Below are 23,777 nucleotides of genomic sequence, written 5' to 3'. Positions count from 1 at the left end.
GGCCAGCACCGGTTCCCCGGAGGGACATTGTTAATCGCAATGCCTGAATAAACAACGATTTTGCGGTAAATATTCGCCTCCCCGGCCTGACGGCCAGGAAGGCGCATCTTACTCTTCACTCTCGCCCGCGGAGGCGCGACGCGGTGAATCAATCTCTACCCGGTCGATTTTCTGCAATCCGCGCATCAATGAGCCGCGACGGCCACGCTCGCCGGTCACTTTTTGCAGCTCTTCCGGACGGAGTTTGATTTTCCGTTTGCCGACGTGAATAGTCAGCGTGCTTTGCGGCGGCAGAACAAACAGATGCGCCAGACCGTCCTGGCCCGCAGCCGCTTCCGCCGCCGGAATATTGATAATCTTGTTGCCTTTACCTTTCGACAACTGCGGCAGATCGCTGACCGGGAACATCAGCATCCGCCCGGCAGCGGTAATCGCCAGCAGCATATCGGATTCGTCTTCAATCACCAGCGGCGGCATTACGTGCGCATTATCGGGAAGGCTAATCAACGTCTTACCGGCGCGATTGCGGGCAACCAGATCATTGAAGGTACAAATAAATCCGTATCCTGCGTCGGAAGCCAGCAGCAGTTTCTGCTCATCCGCTTCCATCAGCATATGTTCAACCGTCGCCCCCGGCGGCAGCGTCAATTTGCCGGTAAGCGGCTCGCCCTGACCGCGCGCCGAGGGTAGCGTAATCGGATCAATCGCATAACTGCGCCCGGTGGAGTCGATAAAGACCACCGGTTGATTGCTCTTCCCTTTCACCGCGGATTTAAAACTGTCGCCCGATTTATAGTTTAATCCCGGCGCATCAATATCGTGACCTTTGGCACTACGCACCCAGCCGCTCTGCGACAGTACAATCGTAACCGGCTCAGACGGCAGCATATCGTGATCGCTCATCGCTTTCGCTTCTTCGCGCTCGCGTAACGGCGAGCGGCGATCGTCGCCAAAGGCGTCGGCGTCAGCCTGCAGCTCTTTCTTCAGCAGATTATTCATCTTACGTTCAGACGCCAGAATAGCCTGCAAATGGTCACGCTCTTTTTCCAGATCACTCTGCTCACCGCGGATCTTCATCTCTTCCAGTCTGGCGAGATGGCGCAGTTTTAACTCCAGAATCGCTTCCGCCTGGGTTTCGCTGATACCGAAACGCGCCATCAGAGCCGGTTTCGGTTCATCTTCGTGGCGGATAATTTCGATAACTTCATCGATATTGAGGAACGCCACCAGCAAACCTTCAAGGATATGCAGGCGCTTGAGGACTTTTTCCAGGCGATAGTTAAGGCGACGACGCACGGTATCACGGCGGAAGGTCAGCCACTCAGCGAGGATTTCGCGCAGGTTTTTCACCGCCGGACGGTTATCAAGGCCGATCATATTGAGGTTGATACGATAGCTCTTTTCCAGATCGGTCGTCGCAAACAGGTGGTTCATCACCTGCTCCATATCCACGCGGTTAGAGCGCGGGACGATAACCAGACGGGTCGGATTTTCGTGATCCGATTCATCGCGCAGATCGTCAACCATCGGCAGCTTTTTATTGCGCATCTGGGCGGCGATCTGTTCCAGCACGCGAGCGCCGGAAACCTGATGCGGCAGTGCGCTAATCACCACCGCGCCATCCTCTTTCGTCCACACAGCCCGCATACGCACCGAACCGCGACCATTCTGGTAGATTTTACGAATTTCAGCGCGCGGGGTAACGATCTCCGCCTCGGTCGGGTAATCCGGGCCCTGCACAATATCCAGCAGTTCGTCCAGCGAGGTCTGTGGTTTTTCAATCAGCGCTATGGCGGCCTTAGCCACTTCACGCAGATTGTGCGGCGGAATATCCGTCGCCATCCCGACAGCAATACCGGTAGTGCCGTTCAGCAGAATATTTGGCAGACGCGCAGGCAGCATCTTCGGCTCCTGCAGGGTGCCGTCAAAGTTCGGTATCCAGTCAACGGTGCCCTGTCCCAACTCGCTCAGCAGCAGTTCAGCGTACTTCGACAAACGGGACTCGGTATAACGCATTGCGGCAAAGGATTTAGGATCGTCCGGCGCCCCCCAGTTCCCCTGGCCATCGACCAGAGGATAGCGGTAGGAAAAGGGTTGGGCCATTAAGACCATCGCTTCATAGCATGCGCTATCGCCGTGCGGATGGTATTTACCCAGCACGTCGCCGACGGTACGGGCGGACTTTTTGAACTTCGCGCTGGCGTTCAGCCCCAGTTCAGACATCGCATAGATGATGCGACGCTGAACCGGCTTCAGGCCATCGCCAATAAACGGCAACGCCCTGTCCATGATGACGTACATGGAGTAGTTCAGGTAAGCGTTTTCCGTAAATTCATGCAGCGCAAGGCGCTCTGCCATATCGCTCATTAATCGTGAATCCTCAATCTGCATACCGACCGATCGGACGGCAAAACTACCGGCGATAATACCCTATCTAACGCCCTGAGTCACAGGGCGTTAAACCGGTTGAGGATGCATATTTCGCCGGTTTTGGCTGCGCAAGCCCGACTTATGCCCCGGCATGGAATGGCGACGACAGGTTATTGCGCAATTTTACGAATCTGCTTAACGTCGATTTCCACCGAATTCCAGTCTTTATCGACTTCGCCCTGAATTTCGACCGTATCCTGCGGCGTCACAGTTACGCCATTCCAGCGTTTATGGTCGATATCGACGTTGACGGTACCGGAGCTGTCCTGAAATTTATACAGGTCGTCGGAAATACGCTCCACGATCTTGCCGCGCAGGGTGACCCAGGTATCGTCGCGCAGCGTTTTCGCATTGGCGACGGTGGTGATGCTGCCATTCGGGCCAATAAACCCGCCATTTTGCGTGCTCGTCTGGCTGGATGGCGTCGAGCCTGGGCCGGAAAATCCGCCCTGTTCAACCGCCAGCACCGGCATGGAAATTAAAGCGATGATAGCGGTCATTGCGGCGATATTCTTCATGATATGTTCTCCCTTTATGTTTATGTCGCCGCTATTACACCGGGCAAAACTTAACAACTTCTTAAGCGGAAAAAATAAAATTTATTCCTGTACAACGCGCGCCGCAACACGCTTTACTGCTGAAATATCGGCGGGAAACAGGAGCAGACGAATGCGCATTTTACTGGTGGAAGATGACAAACTGATCGGTGACGGCATCAAAGCCGGGCTGGGCAAAATGGGCTTCAGCGTCGACTGGTTTACCCGCGGCGAGGCGGGGAAAAACGCGCTGTATAGCGCCCCCTATGACGCCATTATTCTGGACCTGACTCTCCCCGGCATCGATGGGCTGGATATTCTGCGCGAATGGCGCGACAAAGGCCGCCATGAACCGGTACTGATCCTGACCGCACGTGATGCGCTGAGTCAGCGGGTCGAAGGACTGCGCCTCGGGGCCGATGACTATCTTTGTAAACCTTTCGCGCTGATTGAAGTCTCCGCGCGACTGGAGGCGTTAATCCGTCGTGCCCACGGGCAAAGCTGCAGCGAATTGCGTCACGGGAAGGTTATTCTCGATCCCACCCGACTCACCGCCACGCTGAATGGCGAGAACCTGGCGTTAAAACCGAAGGAATTCGCCCTGCTGGAACTGCTTATGCGCAACGGCGGACGCGTATTACCGCGCACGCTGATCGAAGAAAAACTCTATAGCTGGGATGACGATGTTTCCAGCAATGCGATAGAAGTGCACATACATCATCTGCGCCGCAAGCTCGGCAGCGGTTTTATTCGCACCGTTCACGGTATTGGTTACACCCTGGGGGAGGCATGAAAAAGCTGGCAAAATTCAGCTTACGCGTCCGTTTGACGCTGCTTTTTCTGCTATTGACCAGCGTCGCCTGGGGCATTGCCAGCGTGGTTGCCTGGCAACAAACTACCGATAAGCTGGATAAGCTGTTCGACACCCAGCAGTTACAGTTCGCCCGCCGCCTTAGCGCGATGAGTTTCGACGAACTGCAGCCCCTCACTCCCCGACTCCCGACCAAAAAGAAGATAAAGCACGGTCATCTTGACGATGACGCCCTGGCTTTCGCTATCTTTACCACCAACGGCAAAATGGTGCTTAACGATGGTGAAAATGGTCAGGATATTCTGTGGGGCGGCGACCGGGAGGGTTTCAGCAACGGCTATCTGCGCGACGATGACGACGAATGGCGCTTCCTGTGGCTGACCACCAGCGATGGCCGCCATCGTATCGCGGTGGGCCAGGAGTCGGATTACCGCCGCGAAATGGCGCTGGATATCGTCACTTCCCAGCTTACTCCCTGGCTGGTTGCCCTGCCGCTGATGTTTTTGCTGCTCATTGTGCTGCTCAGTCGGGAACTGGCGCCGCTGAAAAAGCTGGCCAGAACGCTGCGGAGCCGGGCGCCGGATTCCGCCGAAACGCTCAATACCGATAACGTCCCTAATGAAGTTCGCCCGCTGGTCGACGCGTTAAATCAGCTCTTCACCCGTACGCATGAAGCCATGATCCGCGAACGTCGCTTCACGTCCGATGCCGCCCATGAACTGCGCAGCCCGCTGGCAGCGCTAAAGGTGCAGACCGAAGTCGCTCAGCTCTCAATGGATGATCCTCAGGGACTGAATAAAGCGCTGGCGCAGCTCCATCACGGCATCGATCGGGCAAGCCGCCTGGTTGATCAGTTGCTGACGTTATCGCGCCTGGATTCGCTGGCGCAACTGGATGATGTCCGGCGTATCGCCTTTGATGAACTGCTGCGGTCGGCGGTGATGGAGATGTATCATCCCGCGCAGCAAGCCGGGATTGAGCTACACCTGCACCTGAACGCCGTTAACGTCACGCGAAGCGGCCAGCCGCTGCTGCTGAGCCTGCTGGTGCGTAACCTCCTGGATAACGCCGTACGCTATAGCCCTGCCGGTAGCCAGGTCGATATCACCCTTGAGGCACGTGAATTTCACATACGCGACAACGGCCCGGGTATCCGCCCCGAAGCCCTGGCGCGTATCGGCGAACGCTTTTATCGCCCGCCGGGACAGGCGCAGCCCGGCAGCGGTCTCGGGCTATCCATCGTAAAACGTATCGCCACGCTACACGGTATGACGACCAGCTTCGGCAACGCTCTGAACGGCGGATTCGAAGCGCGGATTCGCTGGTAGCGACATTATTGCTAAAAATGCAAAAGATTTTGCACATTTTGCTCATTTACCGCCACGTTCGGGAGGATAAAATTATCGTCAAAATCGAAAAGTTGAGGATAAAAAATGAGCAACATCCTGATTATCAACGGCGCGAAAAAATTCGCCCACTCTAATGGCCAGTTGAACGACACGCTGACCGAGGTCGCGGATGGCTTTCTGCGCGATGCCGGACACGAAGTAAAAGTCGTCCGCGCCGAGAGCGCATACGATATCAAAGAGCAGGTGCGGAACTTTCTCTGGGCTGATGTGGTTATCTGGCAGATGCCGGGCTGGTGGATGGGCGCGCCGTGGACGGTGAAAAAGTACATTGATGACGTCTTCACCGAAGGGCATGGTTCTCTCTACGCCAGCGATGGCCGTACCCGCTCTGACGCCAGTAAGAAATATGGTTCCGGCGGCCTGATCCAGGGCAAAAAATACATGCTCTCTCTGACCTGGAACGCGCCAATGGAAGCCTTCACCGATAAAGATCAATTCTTCCACGGCGCTGGCGTCGATGGCGTTTATCTGCCGTTCCATAAAGCCAACCAGTTCCTGGGGATGAGCCCCCTGCCGACCTTCATCGCCAATGATGTGATCAAAACACCTGACGTTCCGCGTTATACGGCAGAATATCGCAAGCATCTGGCTGAAATTTTTGCTTAACTGTACGCCAACGCCTCTAAATAGTTTGGGCTGCCGACGCCACAAACGCCTCGGTAACCTGAAGTATGATGAGAATACACACAGAAGGAGTTGAGTTAATCATGTTGACAGTGATCGCTGAAATTCGCACTCGCCCGGGCCAGCACCATCGTCAGGCAGTGCTGGATCAGTTCGCAAAAATTACCCCAATAGTGCTACAGGAAGAAGGCTGCCACGGCTATGCGCCGCTGGTGGATCACGCCGCTGGCGTCAGTTTTCAGACCACGTCACCGGATTCTATCGTGATGGTCGAGAAGTGGGAAAGCGTCGCGCATCTTGAAGCGCACCTGCAGACTCCGCACATGAAAGCCTACGGCGAAGCCGTTAAAGGCGATGTGCTGGAGATGAACATTCGCATTCTGCAACCCGGTATTTAAGCCCCTCCAATAAATCGGCCGCTTTCCCGGCCGATTTTCTTCCGCTATCCGTCCAGCTCCGCCAGATCGCCCTTCTCCTGCAGCCAGTTACGCCGATCTTCAGAACGCTTCTTCGCTAACAGCATATCCATAACCGCGGTCGTCTGCTGCTCGTCTTCATCGTTAATCACCAACTGAACCAGACGACGCGTATTCGGATCCAGCGTAGTCTCACGCAACTGCATCGGATTCATCTCGCCCAGCCCTTTAAAGCGCTGCACGTTCGGTTTCCCCTTCTTGCGCTTCAGTTGTTCCAGCACGCCGGCTTTTTCTTCTTCCGTCAGCGCGTAGTAAACCTCTTTCCCGAGGTCGATACGGTACAGCGGCGGCAGCGCCACATAGACATGGCCGTGTTTTACCAGAGTACGGAAGTGTCTGACAAACAGCGCGCACAGCAGCGTAGCGATATGCAGCCCATCGGAGTCCGCATCCGCCAGAATACAAATTTTTCCGTAGCGCAGCTGGCTTAAATCATCGCTATCCGGATCGATACCAATGGCAACCGAAATATCATGCACTTCCTGAGACGCCAACACCTCATCAGAAGAGACTTCCCAGGTATTGAGGATCTTACCTTTCAGCGGCATGATCGCCTGATATTCGCGATCGCGCGCCTGTTTGGCGGAGCCGCCCGCCGAATCCCCTTCCACAAGGAACAGTTCGGTCCGGTTCAGATCCTGCGCGGTGCAGTCCGCCAGCTTGCCCGGCAACGCCGGACCGCTGGTCAGCTTTTTGCGCACTACTTTTTTCGCCGCGCGCAGGCGGCGCTGGGCGCTGGAAATCGCCATCTCCGCCAGCAATTCTGCCGACTGGACGTTCTGATTTAACCACAGGCTGAAAGCGTCTTTAACCACCCCGGAAACAAAGGCGGCGCACTGGCGTGAAGAGAGGCGCTCTTTGGTCTGCCCGGCAAACTGCGGGTCCTGCATCTTCACCGAGAGCACGTAGGCGCAGCGATCCCAGATATCTTCCGCCGACAGCTTCACGCCACGCGGCAGAATATTACGGTATTCGCAAAACTCGCGCATGGCGTCCAGCAGCCCCTGACGCAGGCCGTTAACGTGGGTTCCGCCCTGCATCGTCGGGATCAGGTTAACGTAACTTTCGGTCAGCAGCTCGCCGCCTTCCGGCAACCACAGCAGCGCCCAGTCAACCGCTTCAGTATCGCCGGAGAAGTTGCCGACGAACGGTTTTTCCGGCAGCAGCGGCAGACCATTAACCGCTTCACAGAGATAGTCGTTAAGGCCGTCGGCGTAACACCAGCGCTGCTCGCTGTTGTTGACCTGGTCGCGGAAAACAATCTCTACGCCCGGACACAGAACGGCCTTGGCTTTTAGCAAATGCGAGAGACGCGAGACGGAAAAACGCGGGCTGTCAAAAAAACGTTCGTCCGGCCAGAAGCGCACGCTGGTGCCGGTATTGCGCTTACCGCAAGTACCTGTGACGTGAAGATCGTCTACTTTATCGCCGTTTTCAAACGCGATGTTATAAACCTGACCGTCGCGACGAACGTTAACTTCAACGCGTTTCGACAAAGCGTTGACCACCGAAATGCCGACTCCGTGAAGACCGCCGGAGAACTGGTAGTTCTTATTGGAGAATTTTCCCCCCGCGTGCAGGCGGCAAAGAATCAGCTCAACCGCCGGCACCCCTTCTTCAGGATGGATATCCACCGGCATTCCGCGCCCGTCGTCAATAACCTCCAGCGACTGGTCGGCATAAAGAATGACTTCCACGCGTTTGGCGTGGCCGGCCAGGGCCTCATCCACACTGTTATCAATAACTTCCTGACCAAGATGGTTTGGACGTGTTGTGTCGGTGTACATTCCCGGACGGCGGCGAACCGGCTCTAGCCCGGTGAGTACCTCAATGGCATCAGCGTTATATGAAGATTGCGTCATGGTGTATTCGTAGGTCGTTCTGAACCGCTCAGCGCAGGCCCAGAAAATCGATAATCTGAGTGAAATGATCTTCAAAGCCAACAAATGCGTGATTACCGCCCTCCTCTACCGTTTGACGGCAGGAGGCGAAATAATCAACGGCCTGGCGGTAATCAAGCACTTCATCACCCGTTTGCTGCAATAACCAGATTAAATCCGGCGCTTCCAGCGGGTCAATTTGCATGACTTTAAGATCGTAAATATGGCGAGACTCTAGCACATATTGCTGCCCTGTGTACGGATTCTCATTAGGGCCAAGAAAATTGTTCAACAGTTCAAACGGACGCACCGCCGGGTTGACCACCACCGCAGGCAGCATAAAACACTGCGACAGCCAAGTGGCGTAATATCCCCCCAGCGACGATCCCACTATGCCCAACGGCTCTCCGCCATGCTCCAGCACAATGGCCTCAAGATGCTCAGCCGCTTGCGCGGGGTAAACCGGGAGCTCCGGTATCACCATCGAAATATCAGGATAAGTCTCCGCCAGCCACGCCTTCAGCGCCGTCGCTTTTGCCGACCGCGGTGAACTGTTAAAACCGTGCAGATAGAGAAGCGTAGACATCAGTATCCTTCTGAAGCAATATCCGGGTGAAATTTCACGCCTTCAAGGCGGCAAACTTCAGTGGTCAATGTGCCGTCGGGATGCAGATCCAGCCAGCGCCAGCCAGGCGAAACGGTATCCAGTGTAAAGTTCGCGCAATGCGGCTTAAACTGCACGCAGGTCGAAGGTGTCGCCATCATTCGCCGCCCGTTCCAGTCAAGATCCAGTTCCTGATGAATGTGACCACACAGCAAATGCTTAACGCGAGGAAAAGCGCTCAGTACGCAATCAAGCGCTCCGGCATTACGCAGACTATGCTGATCCAGCCAGCTACAGCCTGATGGCAGAGGATGATGATGCAGCAGCAGCAACGTATGGCGGTCAGGGGATTGCGCGAGCTTCTGCTCTAACCATTCCAGTTGGAAATCGCTCAGTTCGCCGTGCGGCACGCCAAAAACCTGGCTATCCATCAGCAATATTTGCCAATGGTCGCCCAGTAATACGCGTTTAGCGGAGGAGATACCCGATTCCTGCAACGTGCTGTACATGGCTGGCTGAAAATCATGATTACCCGGTAGCCAGACGCAAGGTGCGACGAAACTCGCGATGCCTTCAGCAAAATGCCGATAGGCCGCGGCGGAATGATCTTGCGCCAGATCGCCTGTTGCGACAATCAGGTCGCATTCTCGCTGTGAGGCATGAATCGCATCCAGAACGGCCTGGTAGCTTTCCCAGGTATTGATGCCTAACAGCGTTTCGTGTTTTTCAGCAAACAGGTGAGTATCAGTAATTTGTAAGATCCTGACTCTGGCCTCACCAGCCAAAGGTAGGTTTAACAGGCTTTCCAAATGGTGTCCTTAGGTTTCACGACGCTAACAAACCGGAATCGCCATCGCTCCATGTGCTAAACAGTAACGCAGCCAGTCGGCCAGAAACTGATTAATTTGATGCTTTTCGTCGCGTTGATGCAACTTTTTATTAGGATAATCATATCTCGCTTTGAAGCGAAAGATCTGCTGACTCGAACACACTTCAGCAACCATTGCGTCGTGATAGAGCCGAACCGTCATTGACGGCAGACTCCAGTAGCTCACCGACGGCGCCGTCTGTTCAATCGCCACTAATGTAGTGTAGCGGGTTGACTCGACGATCGTTAATCGGTATTGCGCGCCGCCCACCTGATAACTCACCCTCTCGCCCGCCGCATCCGTTCGCGGCAGCAGGCGGCGCAGCTGAGCAAAGTTGGTTTCACACAGGCGCATCATTTCAGGAAAGTCAGGTGTATAACGCTTCATTTTGTCCACTCATTTCGTAAATTGTGATAATGCAACTGCAGCCACTGCAGCGAGATGACCGAAGCCGCGTTGTCGATCTTCCCCTCTTCTACCCACTGGTAAGCCTGTTCCCGGCTCACCACATGCACCCGAATATCTTCATTTTCCTCGACCAGACCATGAATGCCTTTTGCCGTCGTGGCATCCACTTCCCCTACCAGAATAGATAACCGTTCACTGGTGCCGCCAGGGCTGGCGAGATAGCTCAGAACCGGTTTAACCCGACCAACCGCAAGCCCGGCCTCCTCGACTGCTTCACGGCGGGCGACCTCTTCGGGGGACTCACCTTCTTCTATCATACCGGCGACCAGTTCAAGCAACCATGGACTCTCACTCGTATCATAGGCGGCAATACGGATCTGCTCGACAAGCACAACCTCATCACGCACCGGGTCAAAGGGTAGCAAGACAGCGGCGTGTCCGCGCTCGAAAATTTCTCGCGTGACTTCGCCGCTCATACTGCCGTTAAACAGGCGATGGCGGAAACGGTATAAATCGAGCGAAAAAAAACCGCGATAAAGCGTTTCACGTGCAATAATTTCTACATCGTTTTTCGAGAAGGTTATCCCTTGCTGATTAGGATTGCTCATTTAGGTATCCTGTAGAATATGGGGCCATGAATTTATAGAGCGTATGGCTGCCGTTTGATGGCCTGTATGTTAGATTGGTGCAAATTACCGCCGCATGGCACATAACGCCAACTTTTTACGGTAACAGACTCTATACAATCAGCATTTATTTTTTGAATTTGCTTAGCTTTAAGGGCTTCACAACAAGGAATGCAAATGAAGAAACTCTTTCCCATCCTTATGGGCCTGGGTCTGGCTGGCTTTAGCGCCATGAGTCAGGCAGAAAACCTGATACAGGTCTACCAACAGGCGCGTATCAGTAACCCTGACCTGCGTAAATCAGCAGCCGATCGTGATGCCGCATTCGAAAAAATCAACGAGGCGCGTAGCCCATTATTACCTCAACTCGGTCTGGGGGCGGATTATACCTATACCAGCGGCTTTCGGGATACTAAAGATCAGAACTCCAACGTCACCAGCGGCTCGCTGCAATTAACCCAGGTCCTGTTCGATATGTCGAAGTGGCACTCGCTGACGCTACAGGAAAAAACAGCCGGTATTCAGGACGTCACGTATCAGATGGACCAGCAAACGCTGATCCTGAACACCGCGACGGCCTATTTTAACGTTCTGTCCGCTATTGATACGCTCTCTTATATTGAAGCGCAGAAACAGGCCATTTACCGCCAGTTGGATCAGACCACTCAACGCTTTAATGTCGGTCTGGTCGCCATTACCGACGTCCAGAACGCCCGTTCACAATACGACTCCGTGCTGGCGAGTGAAGTCACCGCGCGTAACGACCTCGACAACGCCGTAGAAGCACTACGCCAGGTGACCGGCAACGACTACCCGGAGCTGGCTTCGCTGAACGTTGATGGTTTTAAAACGCACAAGCCGTCAGCGGTTAACACGCTGCTGAAAGAAGCGGAAAACCGCAACCTGTCGCTGTTGCAGGCCCGCCTGAATCAGGACCTGGCGCGCGAGGAAATTCGCCAGGCGCAGGATGGTCACCTGCCGACCCTGAGTCTGAGCGCGTCCACCGGGGTGTCGAATAACCGCTACAGCGGTTCAAGGAGCACGAGTAGTGACAACGACGCCGGGCAGAACCAAATTGGCCTGAGCTTCTCTCTGCCGCTGTATCAGGGTGGAATGGTCAACTCGCAGGTGAAACAAGCGCAGTACAATTTCGTTGGCGCCAGCGAGCAACTGGAGAGCGCGCACCGTAGCGTCGTGCAGACCGTTCGTTCCTCGTTTAATAACGTAAACGCCTCTATCAGCAGCATCAAGGCCTACAAACAGGCTGTGGTTTCCGCACAGAGTTCATTGGACGCCATGGAAGCTGGTTATTCCGTCGGTACTCGCACCATCGTTGATGTACTGGATGCGACCACTACGCTGTATAACGCCAAACAGCAACTCTCCAGCGCACGTTATAACTACCTGATCAACGAACTGAACATCAAGTCAGCGCTCGGTACGCTTAATGAACAGGATCTGGTCGCGCTAAACAACACGCTCGGCAAACCTGTCCCGACGTCACCGGATAGCGTCGCGCCGGAAAACCCACAGCAGGATGCCAACGCCGATGGCTATAGCAACACCGCTGCAGCAAAACCGGTATCAGCACGTACCACCAGCGGTAGCAATCCGTTCCGCCACTAACCTGCGTCATGGGCGCTTCGCTTATCGAGCCGGGTAAGCGAAGCGTTAAACGTAAGGCAACGTAAAGATCCTCCGCTTTCCACGCCTCTTCGCTTCATTTTCCACCACTCATCCTCTATCCTGAGCGTTAACAAAACGCATACATACCACTGGGTCCTGGAAGACAAACATGAAACGGACAAAAAATATTAATCACGCCTCTTTCCGTAAAAGCTGGCGCGCGCGCCATTTAACACCTGTCGCGCTTGCCGTGACAGCCGTATTTATGCTCGCCGGTTGTGAACAAAGCGATGAGACGGTTTCGCTGTATCAAAACGCCGATGACTGTTCCGCCGCTAACCCGAGCAAATCCGCAGAGTGCACCACCGCTTACAATAACGCGCTAAAAGAAGCTGAGCGTACCGCGCCGAAATACGCCACGCGTGAAGATTGCGTCGCCGAATTCGGCGAAGGCCAGTGTCAGCAAACGCCAGCTCAGGCGGGCGTCGCGGCGGAAAATCAGGCGCAAAGCAGCGGCAGCTTCTGGATGCCGCTGATGGCGGGCTATATGATGGGCCGGATGATGGGCGGCGGAATGGCGGCTCAACAGCCGCTGTTCACCTCAAAAAACCCGGCCAGCCCGGCCTATGGTAAATATACCGACGCGAGCGGTAAGAACTACGGCGCAGCGCAGCCGGGTCGTAGCATGAACGTCCCGAAAACCGCGATGGCGCCCAAACCGGCCACCACCAGCACCGTGACCCGCGGCGGGTTCGGTGAGTCCGTGGCTAAACAGTCCACGATGCAGCGTAGCTCGGCAAGTTCGTCTTCTTCACGCTCAATGGGCGGCTAAGCGACATGGAAAGAATCAGCATTACCGAGCGCCCGGACTGGCGCGATAAGGCGACAGAATATGGCTTTAACTTTCATACTATGTACGGCGAGCCGTACTGGAGCGAAGAAGCCTATTACAAACTGACGCTGGCGCAGGTTGATAAGCTGGAAGATGTCACCGCAGAGCTACATCAGATGTGCCTGCAGGCGGTGGAGAAAGTTATCGCCAGCGATGAGTTAATGGCGAAATTTCGCATCCCCAAACATACCTGGGGATTCGTGCGTCAGTCATGGAAAACCAGACAGCCCTCGCTGTACTCGCGTCTCGATCTGGCATGGGACGGCGTAGGTGAACCGAAGCTGCTGGAGAATAACGCCGATACGCCGACATCCCTGTATGAAGCGGCTTTCTTCCAGTGGATCTGGATGGAAGATCAGCTCAATGCGGGCCTGCTGCCACAGGGCAGCGACCAGTTCAATAGTCTGCAGGAGAAGCTGATCGCGCGCTTTGGCGAGCTGCGTGAACAGTTCGGTTTCCAGCTACTGCATATGGCCTGCTGCCGCGATACCCTTGAAGATCGCGGAACCGTACAATATCTGCAGGACTGTGCCGCAGAAGCGGGTATCGCAACAGAATTCCTGTACATAGAAGACATCGGCCTGGGCGAAAAAGGGCAGTTTACCGATCTGCAGGACCAGGTCATCGGTAATCTGTTCAAACTCTATCCGTGGGAGTATATGCTGCGTGAGATGTTCTCTACCAAGCTGGAAGATGCCGGTGTTCGCTGGCTGGAACCAGCGTGGAAGAGCATCATATCCAACAAAGCGCTACTGCCTCTGCTATGGGAGATGTTCCCGAACCACCCGAATCTGCTGGCGGCATATTTCAGCGAAGATGCACACCCCGAGATGGAAAAGTACGTTATCAAGCCAATCTTCTCCCGCGAAGGCGCAAACGTGTCAATCATAGAGAACGGCAACGTACTGGAAGCGGTAGAAGGGCCGTACGGAGAAGAAGGGACAATCGTCCAGGAATTCTACCCCCTGCCGAAGTTTGGCGATAGCTACACGCTCATCGGTAGCTGGCTGATTAACGATCTGCCCGCCGGCATTGGCATTCGCGAAGACCGGGCGCTAATCACCCAGGATCTGTCGCGCTTTTATCCGCATATTTTCATCGAGTAACATTCCGCCCCGGCAGCATCATCTCTGCCGGGACTATCTCTGTTTACGCGCCAATCACCACTGACAGCATACTTAACGAGCCCATTTCTATTCCATCAACCGGAATGGTAATCGGTTCCTCGCCGTCCCATGCACCCAGCACGTACAGCAATGGCAGGAAGTGATCGGCCGTTGGATTAGACAACGCGGCCCCCTCATGGGTCATGTAATTCACCAGCGGATGCTCGGCCAGGGGACCTTTCCAGGTCAGATTCGCTTTCACGTAATCATTAAACGACTCCGCCCACGGATACGGCGTATTTTCCCCATGCCAGCGGGCCGTACGCAGGTTGTGTACCACGTTGCCGCTTGCCACCAGCATGATGCCTTCGTCACGAAGCTGAGCCAGTTTTTGCCCCATTTCAAAATGCCAGGCAGCCGGTTTCGTGCCATCAACGCTCAACTGTACCATCGGAATATCAGCCTCAGGATACATTTTAATCAGTACGCCCCAGGAACCATGGTCAAATCCCCACGCCTCTTTGTCCAGCGCCACGGGCACCGGCGCCAGTAATTCAACCAGCCGTTGCGCCAGCTCGGGGGATCCTGGAGCCGGATAGTGCATATCGTACAGCGCCTGCGGGAAGCCGCCAAAATCATGAATCGTTTTCGGCGCTTCCATCGCAGTGACCCCCGTACCACGGGTGAACCAGTGCGCCGAAATCACCACAATCGCTTTTGGACGTGGCAATGTTTCGCCCAGGTTTCGCCAGGCACGCGTATAGATATTATCTTCCAGCACGTTCATCGGGCTACCATGGCCTAAAAACAGCGCGGGCATTCGGGTACGGGACATAGTGATATCCTTAATTCAGAGAAATTCGATACCGTTACATTACGCGCTTTTCCCGCAGGATAAACTCAGATAAGCATGATGATGATCGTCAGAAAATTTGAATGTAAGAAACGGTAACGCGCCTGGCAGACGCCGCCACAGGTTCGCCGGGATGCTGATTGCGCTACCGGTTGAGGAACAAATACTGCGGATAACAGGACTCGCCTGCGGAGCACTCCGGGAGATGGCGACCGTGCGCAATGGCGATTATGGAATTAAGGCTTGCCGTTTTGCAAACCATAGGGACCAGATAAAAGACGAAAGTCCACATAAGAGCGTAATGCCGTTCACTTCAACAAATTATCGGTGTTGTCTTCGGTTTTATTTGCCTGCAGCAATCATATTATCGGTGGTTTAAACGAAAATCTGCTTCGGTTGATTCGCTTACTGAGCTGATACGGGCTGAAATGTAAAGGATATAACTTTTTTATGACTTTCAGCCTCTGAAAAGCCACTGACGAATAACGGACTCACCGCATGGGGGTTGGGCGCATCAGGGAAACCTGGCGAGAACGCAGGCGCGCATCCAGGACTGGCCGCCAGGACGGCGGCCAGAGGGTGGGCCGAGACAGGACGTCTCGTCCCACCCGGTCCGCCAGATGAAGCCGGAGTGGAGCGGACCGCGCAGCGGCAGGTTTTCAGCGCCATGCCGGGGGTGCAGGGGGACGGGCGAAACGCCCCCCTGCCCGTTCACACGCTGTGGATATGAAAAATATCCTCGTATTACCCGTGAACGGAACAGGCCACCGAATCAAATGGGCGAAAACATGTTCGCCATAACCACCGATTAACAGAACCGCTCGGCAGCCATAAACACAACTAACCACCCTTAACTGACCAGCATTACACATATAAGTGGGCTGTTAGAGCAAATCACGCTGAATTAACTTGCTTTGCGCTCGTGTTCGCGGCGGTAAGCCACAAGATCTTCAATAGTGACGACTTCCATATTGTGTTGTTTAGCAAACTCGATGCACTGAGGAGCGCGAGCCATAGAGCCATCATCGTTAGTCAGTTCGCACAATACGCCTGCCGGCTTGAATCCCGCCAGCGTCACCAGATCAATGGTTGCCTCAGTATGGCCGCCACGGGTCAGTACGCCGCCTGGCTGCGCGCGCAGCGGGAAAACGTGACCAGGGCGGTTCAGGTCTGACGGTTTCGCGCCATCGGCAATCGCCGCGCGCACGGTGGTCACACGGTCGGCGGCAGATACGCCGGTGGTCACCCCTTCAGCCGCTTCGATAGTCACGGTAAAACCGGTACCGTAGGCGCTGGTGTTGTGCTCAACCATCATTGGCAGATCAAGCTGTTTACGGCGTTCTTCCGTCAGGCACAGACAGACAATGCCGCTGCCATGACGAATAGTCAGCGCCATCTGCTCAACGGTCATGGTTTCAGCGGCGAAAATCATATCGCCTTCGTTTTCACGATCTTCATCATCAAGCACCATCACACCGCGGCCTTCGCGCAGTGCGTCCAGCGCGTGTTCCACACGTTCAAAAGCGGTGCCAAAAGAGGAAAGCAGCGTCTGATTCATGGTAAAAAATCCTCATTAATTATATTGTTACCAGAATCAGGGCAGTCTTAGGAGTGCCGGTTTAGCGGCAAAAGTCAACGCAAGCGGGTAGAAACCCGACTGAGCCGTTACTCTCTCCCATCCGGACTCTAACCGTCGGCTCCGGAATTACACCGGATCTGCTGACCTTTCTGCTTTCGCAAAAAGCGCTCGCGGGCTTTCAACGCTATGGTTGATTTACCGCCGGTGGGGAATTTCGCCCCGCCCTGAGAATAAGCACGGTAACTATAGCGCTATAGACTAACGTCGGCAATGCATAAGCTTCAAACATTTATGGTTTATAGGCACCGAAGTTCGCACTACAATGAGCAGATAACCGACCAGAGCAGGAAACCGCCATGATTGACCCGAAAAAAATTGAACAAATCGCCCGTCAGGTTCACGAATCGATGCCGAAGGGGCTCCGCGATCTGGGGGAAGATGTGGAGAAAAAAATCCGTCAGGTGCTCCAGTCGCAGTTAACTCGCCTGGATCTGGTGAGCCGCGAAGAGTTCGATGTGCAAACACAGGTACTGCTGCGCACGCGTGAAAAGCTGGCGTTACTGGAACAACGTCTGAACGAGCTTGAGCACCGTTCGGCTGACGCGCCGGCTATTCCTGATGCCGGGGAGAAGTCGTAAAACCAACAACGGGCCTTTCAGGCCCGTTGTCATATCGGTGTTACCGTAAGCAGGATTAATGTTCCAGCTTCACTTTTGGCATTATGGCCCTGTTCTCCTGGCGGCAGTAAAGTTCATATCGTTGACAAAACCACTCGCGCTGTTCTTCATCCATATTGCCGACAATGGCCTGAAGATCGACTGGCTGACCTTGTGCGTTCATTCTGGCGAAACTCTGAGCCAGAAAGTCAAAATTCTTCATTAAATTTGTTTCGTTATTCTTCATCCGCATACTCCTTCAGCCGTTGGTGTTCTGATTGGTCATATGCTTTTACTGTTTCTCAGTATCTACCCTTACTCTAACTTCTTTTGCCGTAAAAATGTGCCCAAAATGGCTATTTATTGCGCCAAATCATTTATGTCATCCTGGAAGCAACAACGATACTTATGTTTGTCCGTTTACCCGCGTGGATGTCTTTCTGACGGGGTTTTAGCGACATCCGGATACGATTCTCTCGTTCGCTCTTCAGCTTCTCACGGCAGGATTTTATTTTTATCGTCTTCCTCGCGGGCAACCGCGGATTGATTGCTGTCTTACCGCAGGAGGTAAGGCGTCAGAAAACCAGACGACAGGCCATCCTTCCACAAAGGGGATTTGGCGCATATAAAAAGAAGCCTGCGATTATGCAACCGCAGGCCTCTTTTTATTACATCATCTGCCGGGACAAGCGACGGTGATAGGGAAGGACAGTGTTACTTTTCGCTGTCTTTCTGGATCTTCTCAATGATACTGGTCGTCGAGCATCCATCCTCAAAATTAAGCACCAGAACCTCGCCACCGTTTGCCCACACCTCTTCACAGCCGGCAATCTGTTCCGGCTTGTAGTCACCGCCTTTCACCAACAGATCCGGTAAAATCCCGGCGATCAACCGCTGCGGCGTATCTTCTTCAAAGGCGACCACCCAGTCGACGGATTCCAGCGCGCCCAGCACGATCATTCTCTGTTCCAGCGGGTTGACCGGCCGGGAGTCGCCTTTCAGACGTTTGGTTGATGCATCGCTGTTCACCGCAACGATCAGTCGATCGCCCAGCTTACGCGCGTTCGCCAGATAGGAGACATGACCGGCGTGTAAAATGTCGAACACACCGTTAGTCATCACCACTTTCTCGCCGCGCTTACGCGCCGCGGCCACCGCAAGCTTCAGCTCTTCTTCGCTCATTACGCCAAAACCGGTATCTGAGCGCCCACGCACCGCATTTTCCAGTTCGACAGGCGAAACGGTAGACGTACCCAGCTTCCCGACCACCACGCCAGCCGCCGCATTGGCAAAATAGCAGGCCTCTTCCAGCGAATTACCTGCCGCCAGCGTCGCCGCCAGCACGCCTATCACCGTATCCCCCGCGCCGGTAACATCATAGACCTCCTGCGCCTGAGTGGGCATATGCAGCGGCGGGCGTCCCGGCTGCAGCAGCGTCATGCCCTGCTCGGAACGGGTCACCAGTAGCGCGGACAGGTCGAAATTGGCGATAAGCTGCATTCCGCGCTCGACAATTTCCGCTTCGTCCTTACATTTACCCGCCACCGCTTCAAACTCAGAAAGGTTTGGCGTCAGCAGCGTCGCACCGCGATAGCGCTCAAAATCAGTACCTTTCGGATCAATCAGGACCGGAACGCCAGCGGCGCGAGCCAGCTTAATCATGGTCTGCACACTGATCAACGCGCCTTTGGCGTAATCAGATAACACCAGCGCGCCAATGGAACCCAGCGCCTGCTGAATACGCTCGTGTATCGGCAGGGGGTCGACGCCGGAAAACCCCTCTTCAAAATCGAGGCGAATCAACTGCTGATTGCGTGACAGTACGCGCAATTTAGTGATCGTCGGGTGCGTCGGAACGGAAACAAAGTCGCACTTCACATTGACGTCAGCCAGCGCCTTACTCAACGCGCGGGCGGCATCATCAATTCCGGTCAGGCCCACCAGGCGAGAGGTCGCGCCGAGGGAAGCGATATTCATCGCCACGTTTGCCGCGCCGCCAGGGCGTTCTTCGATATTTTCCACCTTCACCACCGGCACCGGCGCTTCCGGTGAAATTCGGCTGGTCGGGCCATACCAGTAGCGATCCAGCATCACATCGCCTACCACCAACACTCCTGCACGTTCAAACTCTGGCAGCGTTACTTTCATTACTCTCTCCTGCGAGATGCAAACTTTGCGCGCGATAATAGCATACCCGGCTTTTTAGTTAAGCCATCAACCACTTCTGCCAGCTGGCATTCACCTGCTCACGCTCGCTGGAAAATGCCTCTGCCGCCACGTTCCCCGGCAGTTCCTGCAACGCCAGATGGTGCAGCGCATCGCGTAACGTGGTATACGCACGGGTCAGGGCCCACGCCTCTGCATCGTCCATAATGTCATTCTGCGCCAGCAGCTCCAGAATGCGCACGTTATCAGACCAGCGCGTGAGCTTCGGCTTATCGCTGGCATAGCGCAGAACCAGATACTGGGTAATAAATTCAATATCGGTGATCCCCCCCGTATCAGCTTTAATATCAAAGCGATCGGGATGCTTATTCCCGTGGTGAGCGCGCATTTTTTCCCGCATTTCCCGCACGTCTGTTTGCAGTTTTTCCCCTTTCCGCGGGGTCGTAAGAATATCCCGACGAATCGCATCAAAGCGCGCCTGCAGTGCGGGATCGCCATAGACCACGCGGGCGCGAACCAGCGCCTGGTGCTCCCAGGTCCAGGCTTCATTTTGCTGATAGTCAGCAAATGCATCGGCGGTCGTCACCAGCATGCCTGCCGCGCCTGAAGGACGTAAGCGAGCATCCACTTCGTACAGAATCCCTGAAGACGTTCGGGTGCTGAAAAGGTGCATAATGCGTTGCGCCAGACGCAGGTAAAACTGACGCCCATCAATTTCGCGTTCGCCGTCGGTCATCACTTCCATCGGGCAATCATGCAGAAAGACCAGATCGAGGTCAGAACTGTAGCCCAGTTCCCAGCCCCCCAGCTTACCGTAGCCAATCACCGCAAAACCGCGCCCCTGCCGATTGTACAGATGCGTCGGCTGCCCATAGCGGGCCACCATCTGCAGCCACGCCTGCTGGACTACCGCGTCGATCATTGCTTCAGCCAGCCAGGTTAAGTGATCGCTCACTTTCATTACCGGCAGCGTCCCGGCGATATCGGCCGCGGCGATATGCAGCAGTTGCGCCTGCTTAAACTGGCGCAGCGCCTCCAGCTGCTGCTCTTCATCCTCTTCCGGCACACGCAGCAGATACTGACGCAACTCATCGCGATAGGCATCGGTCGCCGTCGTCTGATAGAGCGTATTGGGGTCCAGCAGTTCATCCAGCAGCAGCGGATGCCGCGCCAGTTGGCTGGCTACCATCGGTGAAGCCGCACACAGGCTAATCAGGTGTTTTAAAGCGCCGGGGAACTCGCTCAACAACTCCAGATAAGTGGTGCGGGTAACAATCCCGGTCAATAACGGCATAATGCGCGCCAGCGGCACCGGCGCATCCTCGCGTGAACAAATTTCGCTGAGCAGATGCGGCATCAGTTGATCGAGCACCTGACGACCGCGCGGGCCAATCGTGCGCCGATCCAGCTCTTTGCGGAAATCGGCGATCAGCGCCAGTACGCTGCGACGCTCGTTATCCGCCAGATGCGCCAGCGCCGGACTGATATCGTCTTCCTGCAGCCTATCCTGCCACAATTCACGCCAGTGCTCTGCGAGTTGCTCATCCGGCGATTGCGCGTCATCATCGCCAATTAATTCATTAAAGACATTGCGCACATTGGCCATCTGTTCAGCCAGCCTGGCGCTAAGCGTATCCCAGTCGGCGACGCCCATGCCCCACGCCAGCCGGGCGCGATTCAGCGCATCCTGCGGCAAGGTTTGCGTCTGCTCATCGTTGATGCTTTGCAGCAGATTCTCCAGGCGACGTAAAAACAGATAGGCCTCGCGCAGCCGGTTCGCATCACCTTCCGGCAGCAAACGCAGCGCTTCAATGGCGGCCAGCGTCGGCAACAAGGCCCGCTGTTGCAGCATCGGCTCGCGCCCGCCGCGGATCAACTGAAACACCTGGACGATAAACTCAATTTCGCGGATCCCCCCCGCGCCCAGCTTGATATTGTCCTTCAGCCCCCGGCGACGCACTTCGCGGGCAATCATTCCCTTCATATTACGCAGGGACTGGATCACGCTGAAATCGATATAACGGCGGAAGACAAACGGCCGCAACATGGCGCGCAGCTCTCTGGCATAAATGCCATCGTTATCCCCCATAATTCGCGCTTTCACCATCGCATAGCGCTCCCAGTCACGCCCTTGTTCCTGGTAATAATCCTCCAGCGCGGCGAAGCTAAGCACCAGCGGGCCGCTATCACCAAACGGACGCAGGCGCATATCGACGCGGTAGACAAAGCCATCCTGAGTCGGCTGATCCAGTACCTTAATCAGCCGTTGCCCAAGCCGGGTAAAAAACTGCGCGTTATCCAGTTCGCGACGTCCGCCGCGGGTGGAGCCTTTCTCCGGCCAGGCGAAAATCAGGTCGATATCGGAGGAGAAGTTTAACTCGCCGCCGCCGAGTTTCCCCATCCCGAGGATCAGCAATGGCTGCGGCGAGCCTTCAGCATTACACGGAGTGCCCCATTCGCGGCAACAGACGGCGTAAAGCCAGTCGCGAGCGGCGACAATTAACGTCTCCGCCAGTACGCTTAGCTGCTGCAAACAGATCTCTTCGCCGATCAGCGATAGCGCCTGAGCCCAGGCGATACGCACCATAATCCAGCGGCGGAACTGGCGCAGCTCACGCATCAACGCCGCTTCATCATTCACCTCCGCAAGGCGAGCCTGCAGCCAGTCGGCGTAATGACGCCACTCCTGAGCCTCGGGCGGCGAGCTTTCGAGTTCCGCCAGCCATTGCGGCTGGGCTGTCAGACTCTGTTCGACGAAATCGCTGAATGCCATCACCGATTGCGCCTGTTCACTCAACGTCGATACGGGAAAATCCGCTGGCAGCCGGTTTATAACCGTCTGCCAGTGTTGCTCTAATTGCGAAGAAAGCGGCATCTTAAAGGGCTCCCTGGCCTGAATTATCGTTTTCCACTATGCAGCCAGAACGGCTCCGCTGCCAGCGCCCGGCGACGGAAATAGTCGATAACGCTACTGTCATTATGCGCAATCGCCCGGCGGGTTTCTTGCCAGTTTTCCAGCCACGGTTCGGCAACGTCAGCGTAGGCTCCGGCCAGTAGCTGAACGGTATCAATCTCGCGGTCCAGGCGCGGAAGCTGATCGCTATAATCATCGCCCGATGGCTGGCGGAAGGCGTTTTTCAGCTCCGCCGCCGCTCTGGAGAGCTGAATATCAGCGAAACGCTTAAACGACCCGCCAATTTTCTGCTCTCCGGCGGCATTGAGGAAAGGACGCCAGCCGCGATTCACCAGCCATTCGGTGAGCGCCAGCTTCGCATCAACGATCGCCACGCCAAAAAGCGCCGCCTCGGCCGTTTCAGCCTCCGCCAGCGCCGCTTCAGCTGCGCTCAACCGTTCACGCAGTTGAGTTGTGGCTTTACGCGGGACAATGCCGCCAAATAGCACCAGCGCATGACGCACGCGGGCGATGGCATGCAGAATCTCCGTTTTCGCTTTTGAATTACCGCGACTGAGAACTTCATCATGATAAAGCCAGTGCGCCAGCGCGTTTTCCAGCGCCGCTTCCAGACCCTGTTCGACGCTGGCCTTTGGCACAACCCGAAGAACAGATAATGCCGTCACAGGGCGCTCATCGTTACCCTGCGCCAAATGATAGCCGCGCGCCGCCTTGCTCAGGCTTCCCTGACGCAGTACACCGCTCTCCAGCAAGCGATGAGCCAGGCTCAAAATATCCTGCGGATTCCCGGACAGCAGCTCCAGTTCGAGCTCGCAAATCGGTTCCTGCTGCTCGCCCGCTTTGATTTCCCCCTGATCGAGAGCAATCTCAATTTCACTGTCGCCTTCTTTCACGACCCATCTTTCACGCGCAAAATCGGTGCTGAAAAGCGGTTGTACACTCTGCGCAAGTTCCGCTGGCAGTTCACCCTGCGGCCAGACGTCGACCGGCAGACGCGCAAGCGCCAGTTCGGGGTTTTCCAGCGGGATATTATATTCCGGGCGCTGATGCAGCCCGCCCACTACGCGTCCGGCGATCTTCAGCGTCATTTCATAACGCCCCTGGTCACCGCGAATGCGCAGCCCCATATCGTGGCGGCGCAACCAGTTGTCCGCCGTTTCGTAATAGATATTCAGCAATTGGCCCGCAGGCGTGTGCTTTGCGTCCAGGGCATTAAGGCGCTGACGCAGCGCATCAACGCCATCCTGAGCAACGATAAACTTTAATTCGATTTCTTGAGCCATGACTGAATTCTTCCGCTTATATGCTGTGC

At 55.3% G+C, this 23,777-nt stretch carries 21 protein-coding genes and 1 riboswitch; of the genes, 8 read left to right on the top strand and 13 right to left on the bottom strand.

The window, feature by feature from the left end:
- Nucleotides 1-108: 108 nt before the first annotated feature.
- Complete coding sequence (gene parC / locus FE839_RS19980) at nucleotides 109-2,367, bottom strand: DNA topoisomerase IV subunit A (RefSeq protein ID WP_138362521.1); 2,259 nt, start codon at nucleotides 2,365-2,367, stop codon at nucleotides 109-111.
- Between the two features lie 173 nt (nucleotides 2,368-2,540).
- Entirely contained in the window at nucleotides 2,541-2,948 is a 408-nt protein-coding gene (locus FE839_RS19975; protein ID WP_138362520.1) for a YgiW/YdeI family stress tolerance OB fold protein, read from the bottom strand.
- A gap of 151 nt (nucleotides 2,949-3,099) precedes the next feature.
- On the opposite strand from FE839_RS19975, the gene qseB reads away from it, so the two are divergent.
- From qseB to FE839_RS19955, 4 genes are all read left to right on the top strand, one after another.
- Nucleotides 3,100-3,759 (top strand): quorum sensing response regulator transcription factor QseB, encoded by a 660-nt coding sequence (qseB, locus tag FE839_RS19970; RefSeq protein WP_138362519.1) that lies wholly within the window; start codon nucleotides 3,100-3,102, stop codon nucleotides 3,757-3,759.
- Complete coding sequence (gene qseC, locus FE839_RS19965; protein ID WP_138362518.1) at nucleotides 3,756-5,105, top strand: quorum sensing histidine kinase QseC; 1,350 nt, start codon at nucleotides 3,756-3,758, stop codon at nucleotides 5,103-5,105. The genes qseB and qseC overlap by 4 nt, the downstream gene beginning before the upstream one ends.
- Nucleotides 5,106-5,210: 105 nt before the next feature.
- Nucleotides 5,211-5,792: an NAD(P)H-dependent oxidoreductase gene (locus tag FE839_RS19960; RefSeq protein WP_138362517.1), complete on the top strand. Its 582-nt coding sequence runs from the start codon at nucleotides 5,211-5,213 to the stop codon at nucleotides 5,790-5,792.
- 101 nt (nucleotides 5,793-5,893) lie between these two features.
- On the top strand, nucleotides 5,894-6,208 hold the full coding sequence (locus FE839_RS19955; RefSeq protein WP_138362516.1) for a putative quinol monooxygenase: 315 nt from the start codon (nucleotides 5,894-5,896) through the stop codon (nucleotides 6,206-6,208).
- Nucleotides 6,209-6,252: 44 nt separating this feature from the next.
- Here the strand turns inward: FE839_RS19955 and parE are convergent, their stop codons facing one another.
- From parE to nudF, 5 genes are read right to left on the bottom strand one after another with little or no spacing between them, the layout of a single operon-like run.
- Nucleotides 6,253-8,148: a DNA topoisomerase IV subunit B gene (parE, locus tag FE839_RS19950; RefSeq protein WP_138362515.1), complete on the bottom strand. Its 1,896-nt coding sequence runs from the start codon at nucleotides 8,146-8,148 to the stop codon at nucleotides 6,253-6,255.
- Between the two features lie 28 nt (nucleotides 8,149-8,176).
- On the bottom strand, nucleotides 8,177-8,752 hold the full coding sequence (gene yqiA, locus FE839_RS19945) for an esterase YqiA (RefSeq protein ID WP_138362514.1): 576 nt from the start codon (nucleotides 8,750-8,752) through the stop codon (nucleotides 8,177-8,179).
- A complete protein-coding gene (cpdA, locus tag FE839_RS19940) occupies nucleotides 8,752-9,579 on the bottom strand; it encodes a 3',5'-cyclic-AMP phosphodiesterase (protein WP_138362513.1) in 828 nt (275 codons plus the stop codon). Before cpdA ends, yqiA begins: the two co-directional genes overlap by 1 nt.
- A 24-nt stretch (nucleotides 9,580-9,603) precedes the next feature.
- Nucleotides 9,604-10,026 (bottom strand): DUF1249 family protein, encoded by a 423-nt coding sequence (locus tag FE839_RS19935; protein ID WP_138362512.1) that lies wholly within the window; start codon nucleotides 10,024-10,026, stop codon nucleotides 9,604-9,606.
- A complete protein-coding gene (nudF, locus tag FE839_RS19930) occupies nucleotides 10,023-10,655 on the bottom strand; it encodes an ADP-ribose diphosphatase (protein WP_138362511.1) in 633 nt (210 codons plus the stop codon). Before nudF ends, FE839_RS19935 begins: the two co-directional genes overlap by 4 nt.
- 195 nt (nucleotides 10,656-10,850) lie before the next feature.
- On the opposite strand from nudF, the gene tolC reads away from it, so the two are divergent.
- From tolC to FE839_RS19915, 3 genes are all read left to right on the top strand, one after another.
- The gene (gene tolC / locus FE839_RS19925) at nucleotides 10,851-12,299 is read left to right on the top strand and encodes an outer membrane channel protein TolC (RefSeq protein WP_138362510.1); all 1,449 of its coding nucleotides are present in this window, start codon (nucleotides 10,851-10,853) and stop codon (nucleotides 12,297-12,299) included.
- A 169-nt stretch (nucleotides 12,300-12,468) separates the two neighbouring features.
- Nucleotides 12,469-13,131 carry a DUF1190 family protein gene (locus tag FE839_RS19920; protein WP_138362509.1) on the top strand — a complete coding sequence of 221 codons (663 nt, stop codon included), beginning with the start codon at nucleotides 12,469-12,471 and terminating at the stop codon, nucleotides 13,129-13,131.
- A gap of 5 nt (nucleotides 13,132-13,136) precedes the next feature.
- On the top strand, nucleotides 13,137-14,297 hold the full coding sequence (locus FE839_RS19915; protein ID WP_138362508.1) for a glutathionylspermidine synthase family protein: 1,161 nt from the start codon (nucleotides 13,137-13,139) through the stop codon (nucleotides 14,295-14,297).
- A gap of 43 nt (nucleotides 14,298-14,340) precedes the next feature.
- On the opposite strand, the gene ygiD is transcribed toward FE839_RS19915, so the two are convergent.
- Both ygiD and ribB read right to left on the bottom strand, forming a co-directional pair.
- Nucleotides 14,341-15,132 (bottom strand): 4,5-DOPA-extradiol-dioxygenase, encoded by a 792-nt coding sequence (ygiD, locus tag FE839_RS19910; protein WP_138362507.1) that lies wholly within the window; start codon nucleotides 15,130-15,132, stop codon nucleotides 14,341-14,343.
- Nucleotides 15,133-16,054: 922 nt separating this feature from the next.
- Entirely contained in the window at nucleotides 16,055-16,708 is a 654-nt protein-coding gene (ribB, locus tag FE839_RS19905; RefSeq protein ID WP_138362506.1) for a 3,4-dihydroxy-2-butanone-4-phosphate synthase, read from the bottom strand.
- A gap of 105 nt (nucleotides 16,709-16,813) precedes the next feature.
- Nucleotides 16,814-16,965: riboswitch (FMN riboswitch) on the bottom strand.
- 120 nt (nucleotides 16,966-17,085) lie between these two features.
- Here ribB and ubiK point away from each other — a divergent pair.
- On the top strand, nucleotides 17,086-17,367 hold the full coding sequence (gene ubiK, locus FE839_RS19900) for a ubiquinone biosynthesis accessory factor UbiK (protein ID WP_138362505.1): 282 nt from the start codon (nucleotides 17,086-17,088) through the stop codon (nucleotides 17,365-17,367).
- Nucleotides 17,368-17,422: 55 nt separating this feature from the next.
- Here ubiK and glgS read toward each other — a convergent pair whose 3' ends face one another.
- The 4 genes from glgS to FE839_RS19880 all read right to left on the bottom strand — a co-directional run bounded on the left by glgS (nucleotide 17,423) and on the right by FE839_RS19880 (nucleotide 23,748).
- Nucleotides 17,423-17,632 (bottom strand): cell surface composition regulator GlgS, encoded by a 210-nt coding sequence (gene glgS, locus FE839_RS19895; RefSeq protein ID WP_138362504.1) that lies wholly within the window; start codon nucleotides 17,630-17,632, stop codon nucleotides 17,423-17,425.
- A gap of 467 nt (nucleotides 17,633-18,099) precedes the next feature.
- Nucleotides 18,100-19,533 carry a bifunctional D-glycero-beta-D-manno-heptose-7-phosphate kinase/D-glycero-beta-D-manno-heptose 1-phosphate adenylyltransferase HldE gene (gene hldE / locus FE839_RS19890; RefSeq protein ID WP_138362503.1) on the bottom strand — a complete coding sequence of 478 codons (1,434 nt, stop codon included), beginning with the start codon at nucleotides 19,531-19,533 and terminating at the stop codon, nucleotides 18,100-18,102.
- Nucleotides 19,534-19,591: 58 nt separating this feature from the next.
- Nucleotides 19,592-22,426, bottom strand: coding sequence for a bifunctional [glutamate--ammonia ligase]-adenylyl-L-tyrosine phosphorylase/[glutamate--ammonia-ligase] adenylyltransferase (gene glnE, locus FE839_RS19885; protein ID WP_138362502.1), 2,835 nt, complete (start codon nucleotides 22,424-22,426; stop codon nucleotides 19,592-19,594).
- Between the two features lie 23 nt (nucleotides 22,427-22,449).
- Nucleotides 22,450-23,748 carry a CYTH domain-containing protein gene (locus FE839_RS19880; protein WP_138362501.1) on the bottom strand — a complete coding sequence of 433 codons (1,299 nt, stop codon included), beginning with the start codon at nucleotides 23,746-23,748 and terminating at the stop codon, nucleotides 22,450-22,452.
- Nucleotides 23,749-23,777: the final 29 nt, after the last annotated feature.

It is taken from the genome of Klebsiella indica (assembly GCF_005860775.1).
Classification (GTDB): domain Bacteria; phylum Pseudomonadota; class Gammaproteobacteria; order Enterobacterales; family Enterobacteriaceae; genus Klebsiella; species Klebsiella indica.
The sequence above is the reverse complement of the archived record's forward strand: the minus strand, read 5'-3'. Positions and strand labels throughout refer to the sequence as shown.

What these genes read in the sequence shown, in the direction of transcription:
- glgS (WP_138362504.1), bottom strand. Translation starts at nt 17,632, where the DNA reads ATGAAGAATAACGAAACAAATTTAATGAAGAATTTTGACTTTCTGGCT.
- glnE (WP_138362502.1), bottom strand. Translation starts at nt 22,426, where the DNA reads ATGCCGCTTTCTTCGCAATTAGAGCAACACTGGCAGACGGTTATAAAC.
- FE839_RS19880 (WP_138362501.1), bottom strand. Translation starts at nt 23,748, where the DNA reads ATGGCTCAAGAAATCGAATTAAAGTTTATCGTTGCTCAGGATGGCGTT.
- qseB (WP_138362519.1), top strand. Translation starts at nt 3,100, where the DNA reads ATGCGCATTTTACTGGTGGAAGATGACAAACTGATCGGTGACGGCATC.
- FE839_RS19955 (WP_138362516.1), top strand. Translation starts at nt 5,894, where the DNA reads ATGTTGACAGTGATCGCTGAAATTCGCACTCGCCCGGGCCAGCACCAT.
- ribB (WP_138362506.1), bottom strand. Translation starts at nt 16,708, where the DNA reads ATGAATCAGACGCTGCTTTCCTCTTTTGGCACCGCTTTTGAACGTGTG.
- qseC (WP_138362518.1), top strand. Translation starts at nt 3,756, where the DNA reads ATGAAAAAGCTGGCAAAATTCAGCTTACGCGTCCGTTTGACGCTGCTT.
- FE839_RS19960 (WP_138362517.1), top strand. Translation starts at nt 5,211, where the DNA reads ATGAGCAACATCCTGATTATCAACGGCGCGAAAAAATTCGCCCACTCT.
- FE839_RS19935 (WP_138362512.1), bottom strand. Translation starts at nt 10,026, where the DNA reads ATGAAGCGTTATACACCTGACTTTCCTGAAATGATGCGCCTGTGTGAA.
- FE839_RS19915 (WP_138362508.1), top strand. Translation starts at nt 13,137, where the DNA reads ATGGAAAGAATCAGCATTACCGAGCGCCCGGACTGGCGCGATAAGGCG.
- ygiD (WP_138362507.1), bottom strand. Translation starts at nt 15,132, where the DNA reads ATGTCCCGTACCCGAATGCCCGCGCTGTTTTTAGGCCATGGTAGCCCG.
- yqiA (WP_138362514.1), bottom strand. Translation starts at nt 8,752, where the DNA reads ATGTCTACGCTTCTCTATCTGCACGGTTTTAACAGTTCACCGCGGTCG.
- FE839_RS19920 (WP_138362509.1), top strand. Translation starts at nt 12,469, where the DNA reads ATGAAACGGACAAAAAATATTAATCACGCCTCTTTCCGTAAAAGCTGG.
- parC (WP_138362521.1), bottom strand. Translation starts at nt 2,367, where the DNA reads ATGAGCGATATGGCAGAGCGCCTTGCGCTGCATGAATTTACGGAAAAC.
- nudF (WP_138362511.1), bottom strand. Translation starts at nt 10,655, where the DNA reads ATGAGCAATCCTAATCAGCAAGGGATAACCTTCTCGAAAAACGATGTA.
- ubiK (WP_138362505.1), top strand. Translation starts at nt 17,086, where the DNA reads ATGATTGACCCGAAAAAAATTGAACAAATCGCCCGTCAGGTTCACGAA.
- hldE (WP_138362503.1), bottom strand. Translation starts at nt 19,533, where the DNA reads ATGAAAGTAACGCTGCCAGAGTTTGAACGTGCAGGAGTGTTGGTGGTA.
- tolC (WP_138362510.1), top strand. Translation starts at nt 10,851, where the DNA reads ATGAAGAAACTCTTTCCCATCCTTATGGGCCTGGGTCTGGCTGGCTTT.
- FE839_RS19975 (WP_138362520.1), bottom strand. Translation starts at nt 2,948, where the DNA reads ATGAAGAATATCGCCGCAATGACCGCTATCATCGCTTTAATTTCCATG.
- parE (WP_138362515.1), bottom strand. Translation starts at nt 8,148, where the DNA reads ATGACGCAATCTTCATATAACGCTGATGCCATTGAGGTACTCACCGGG.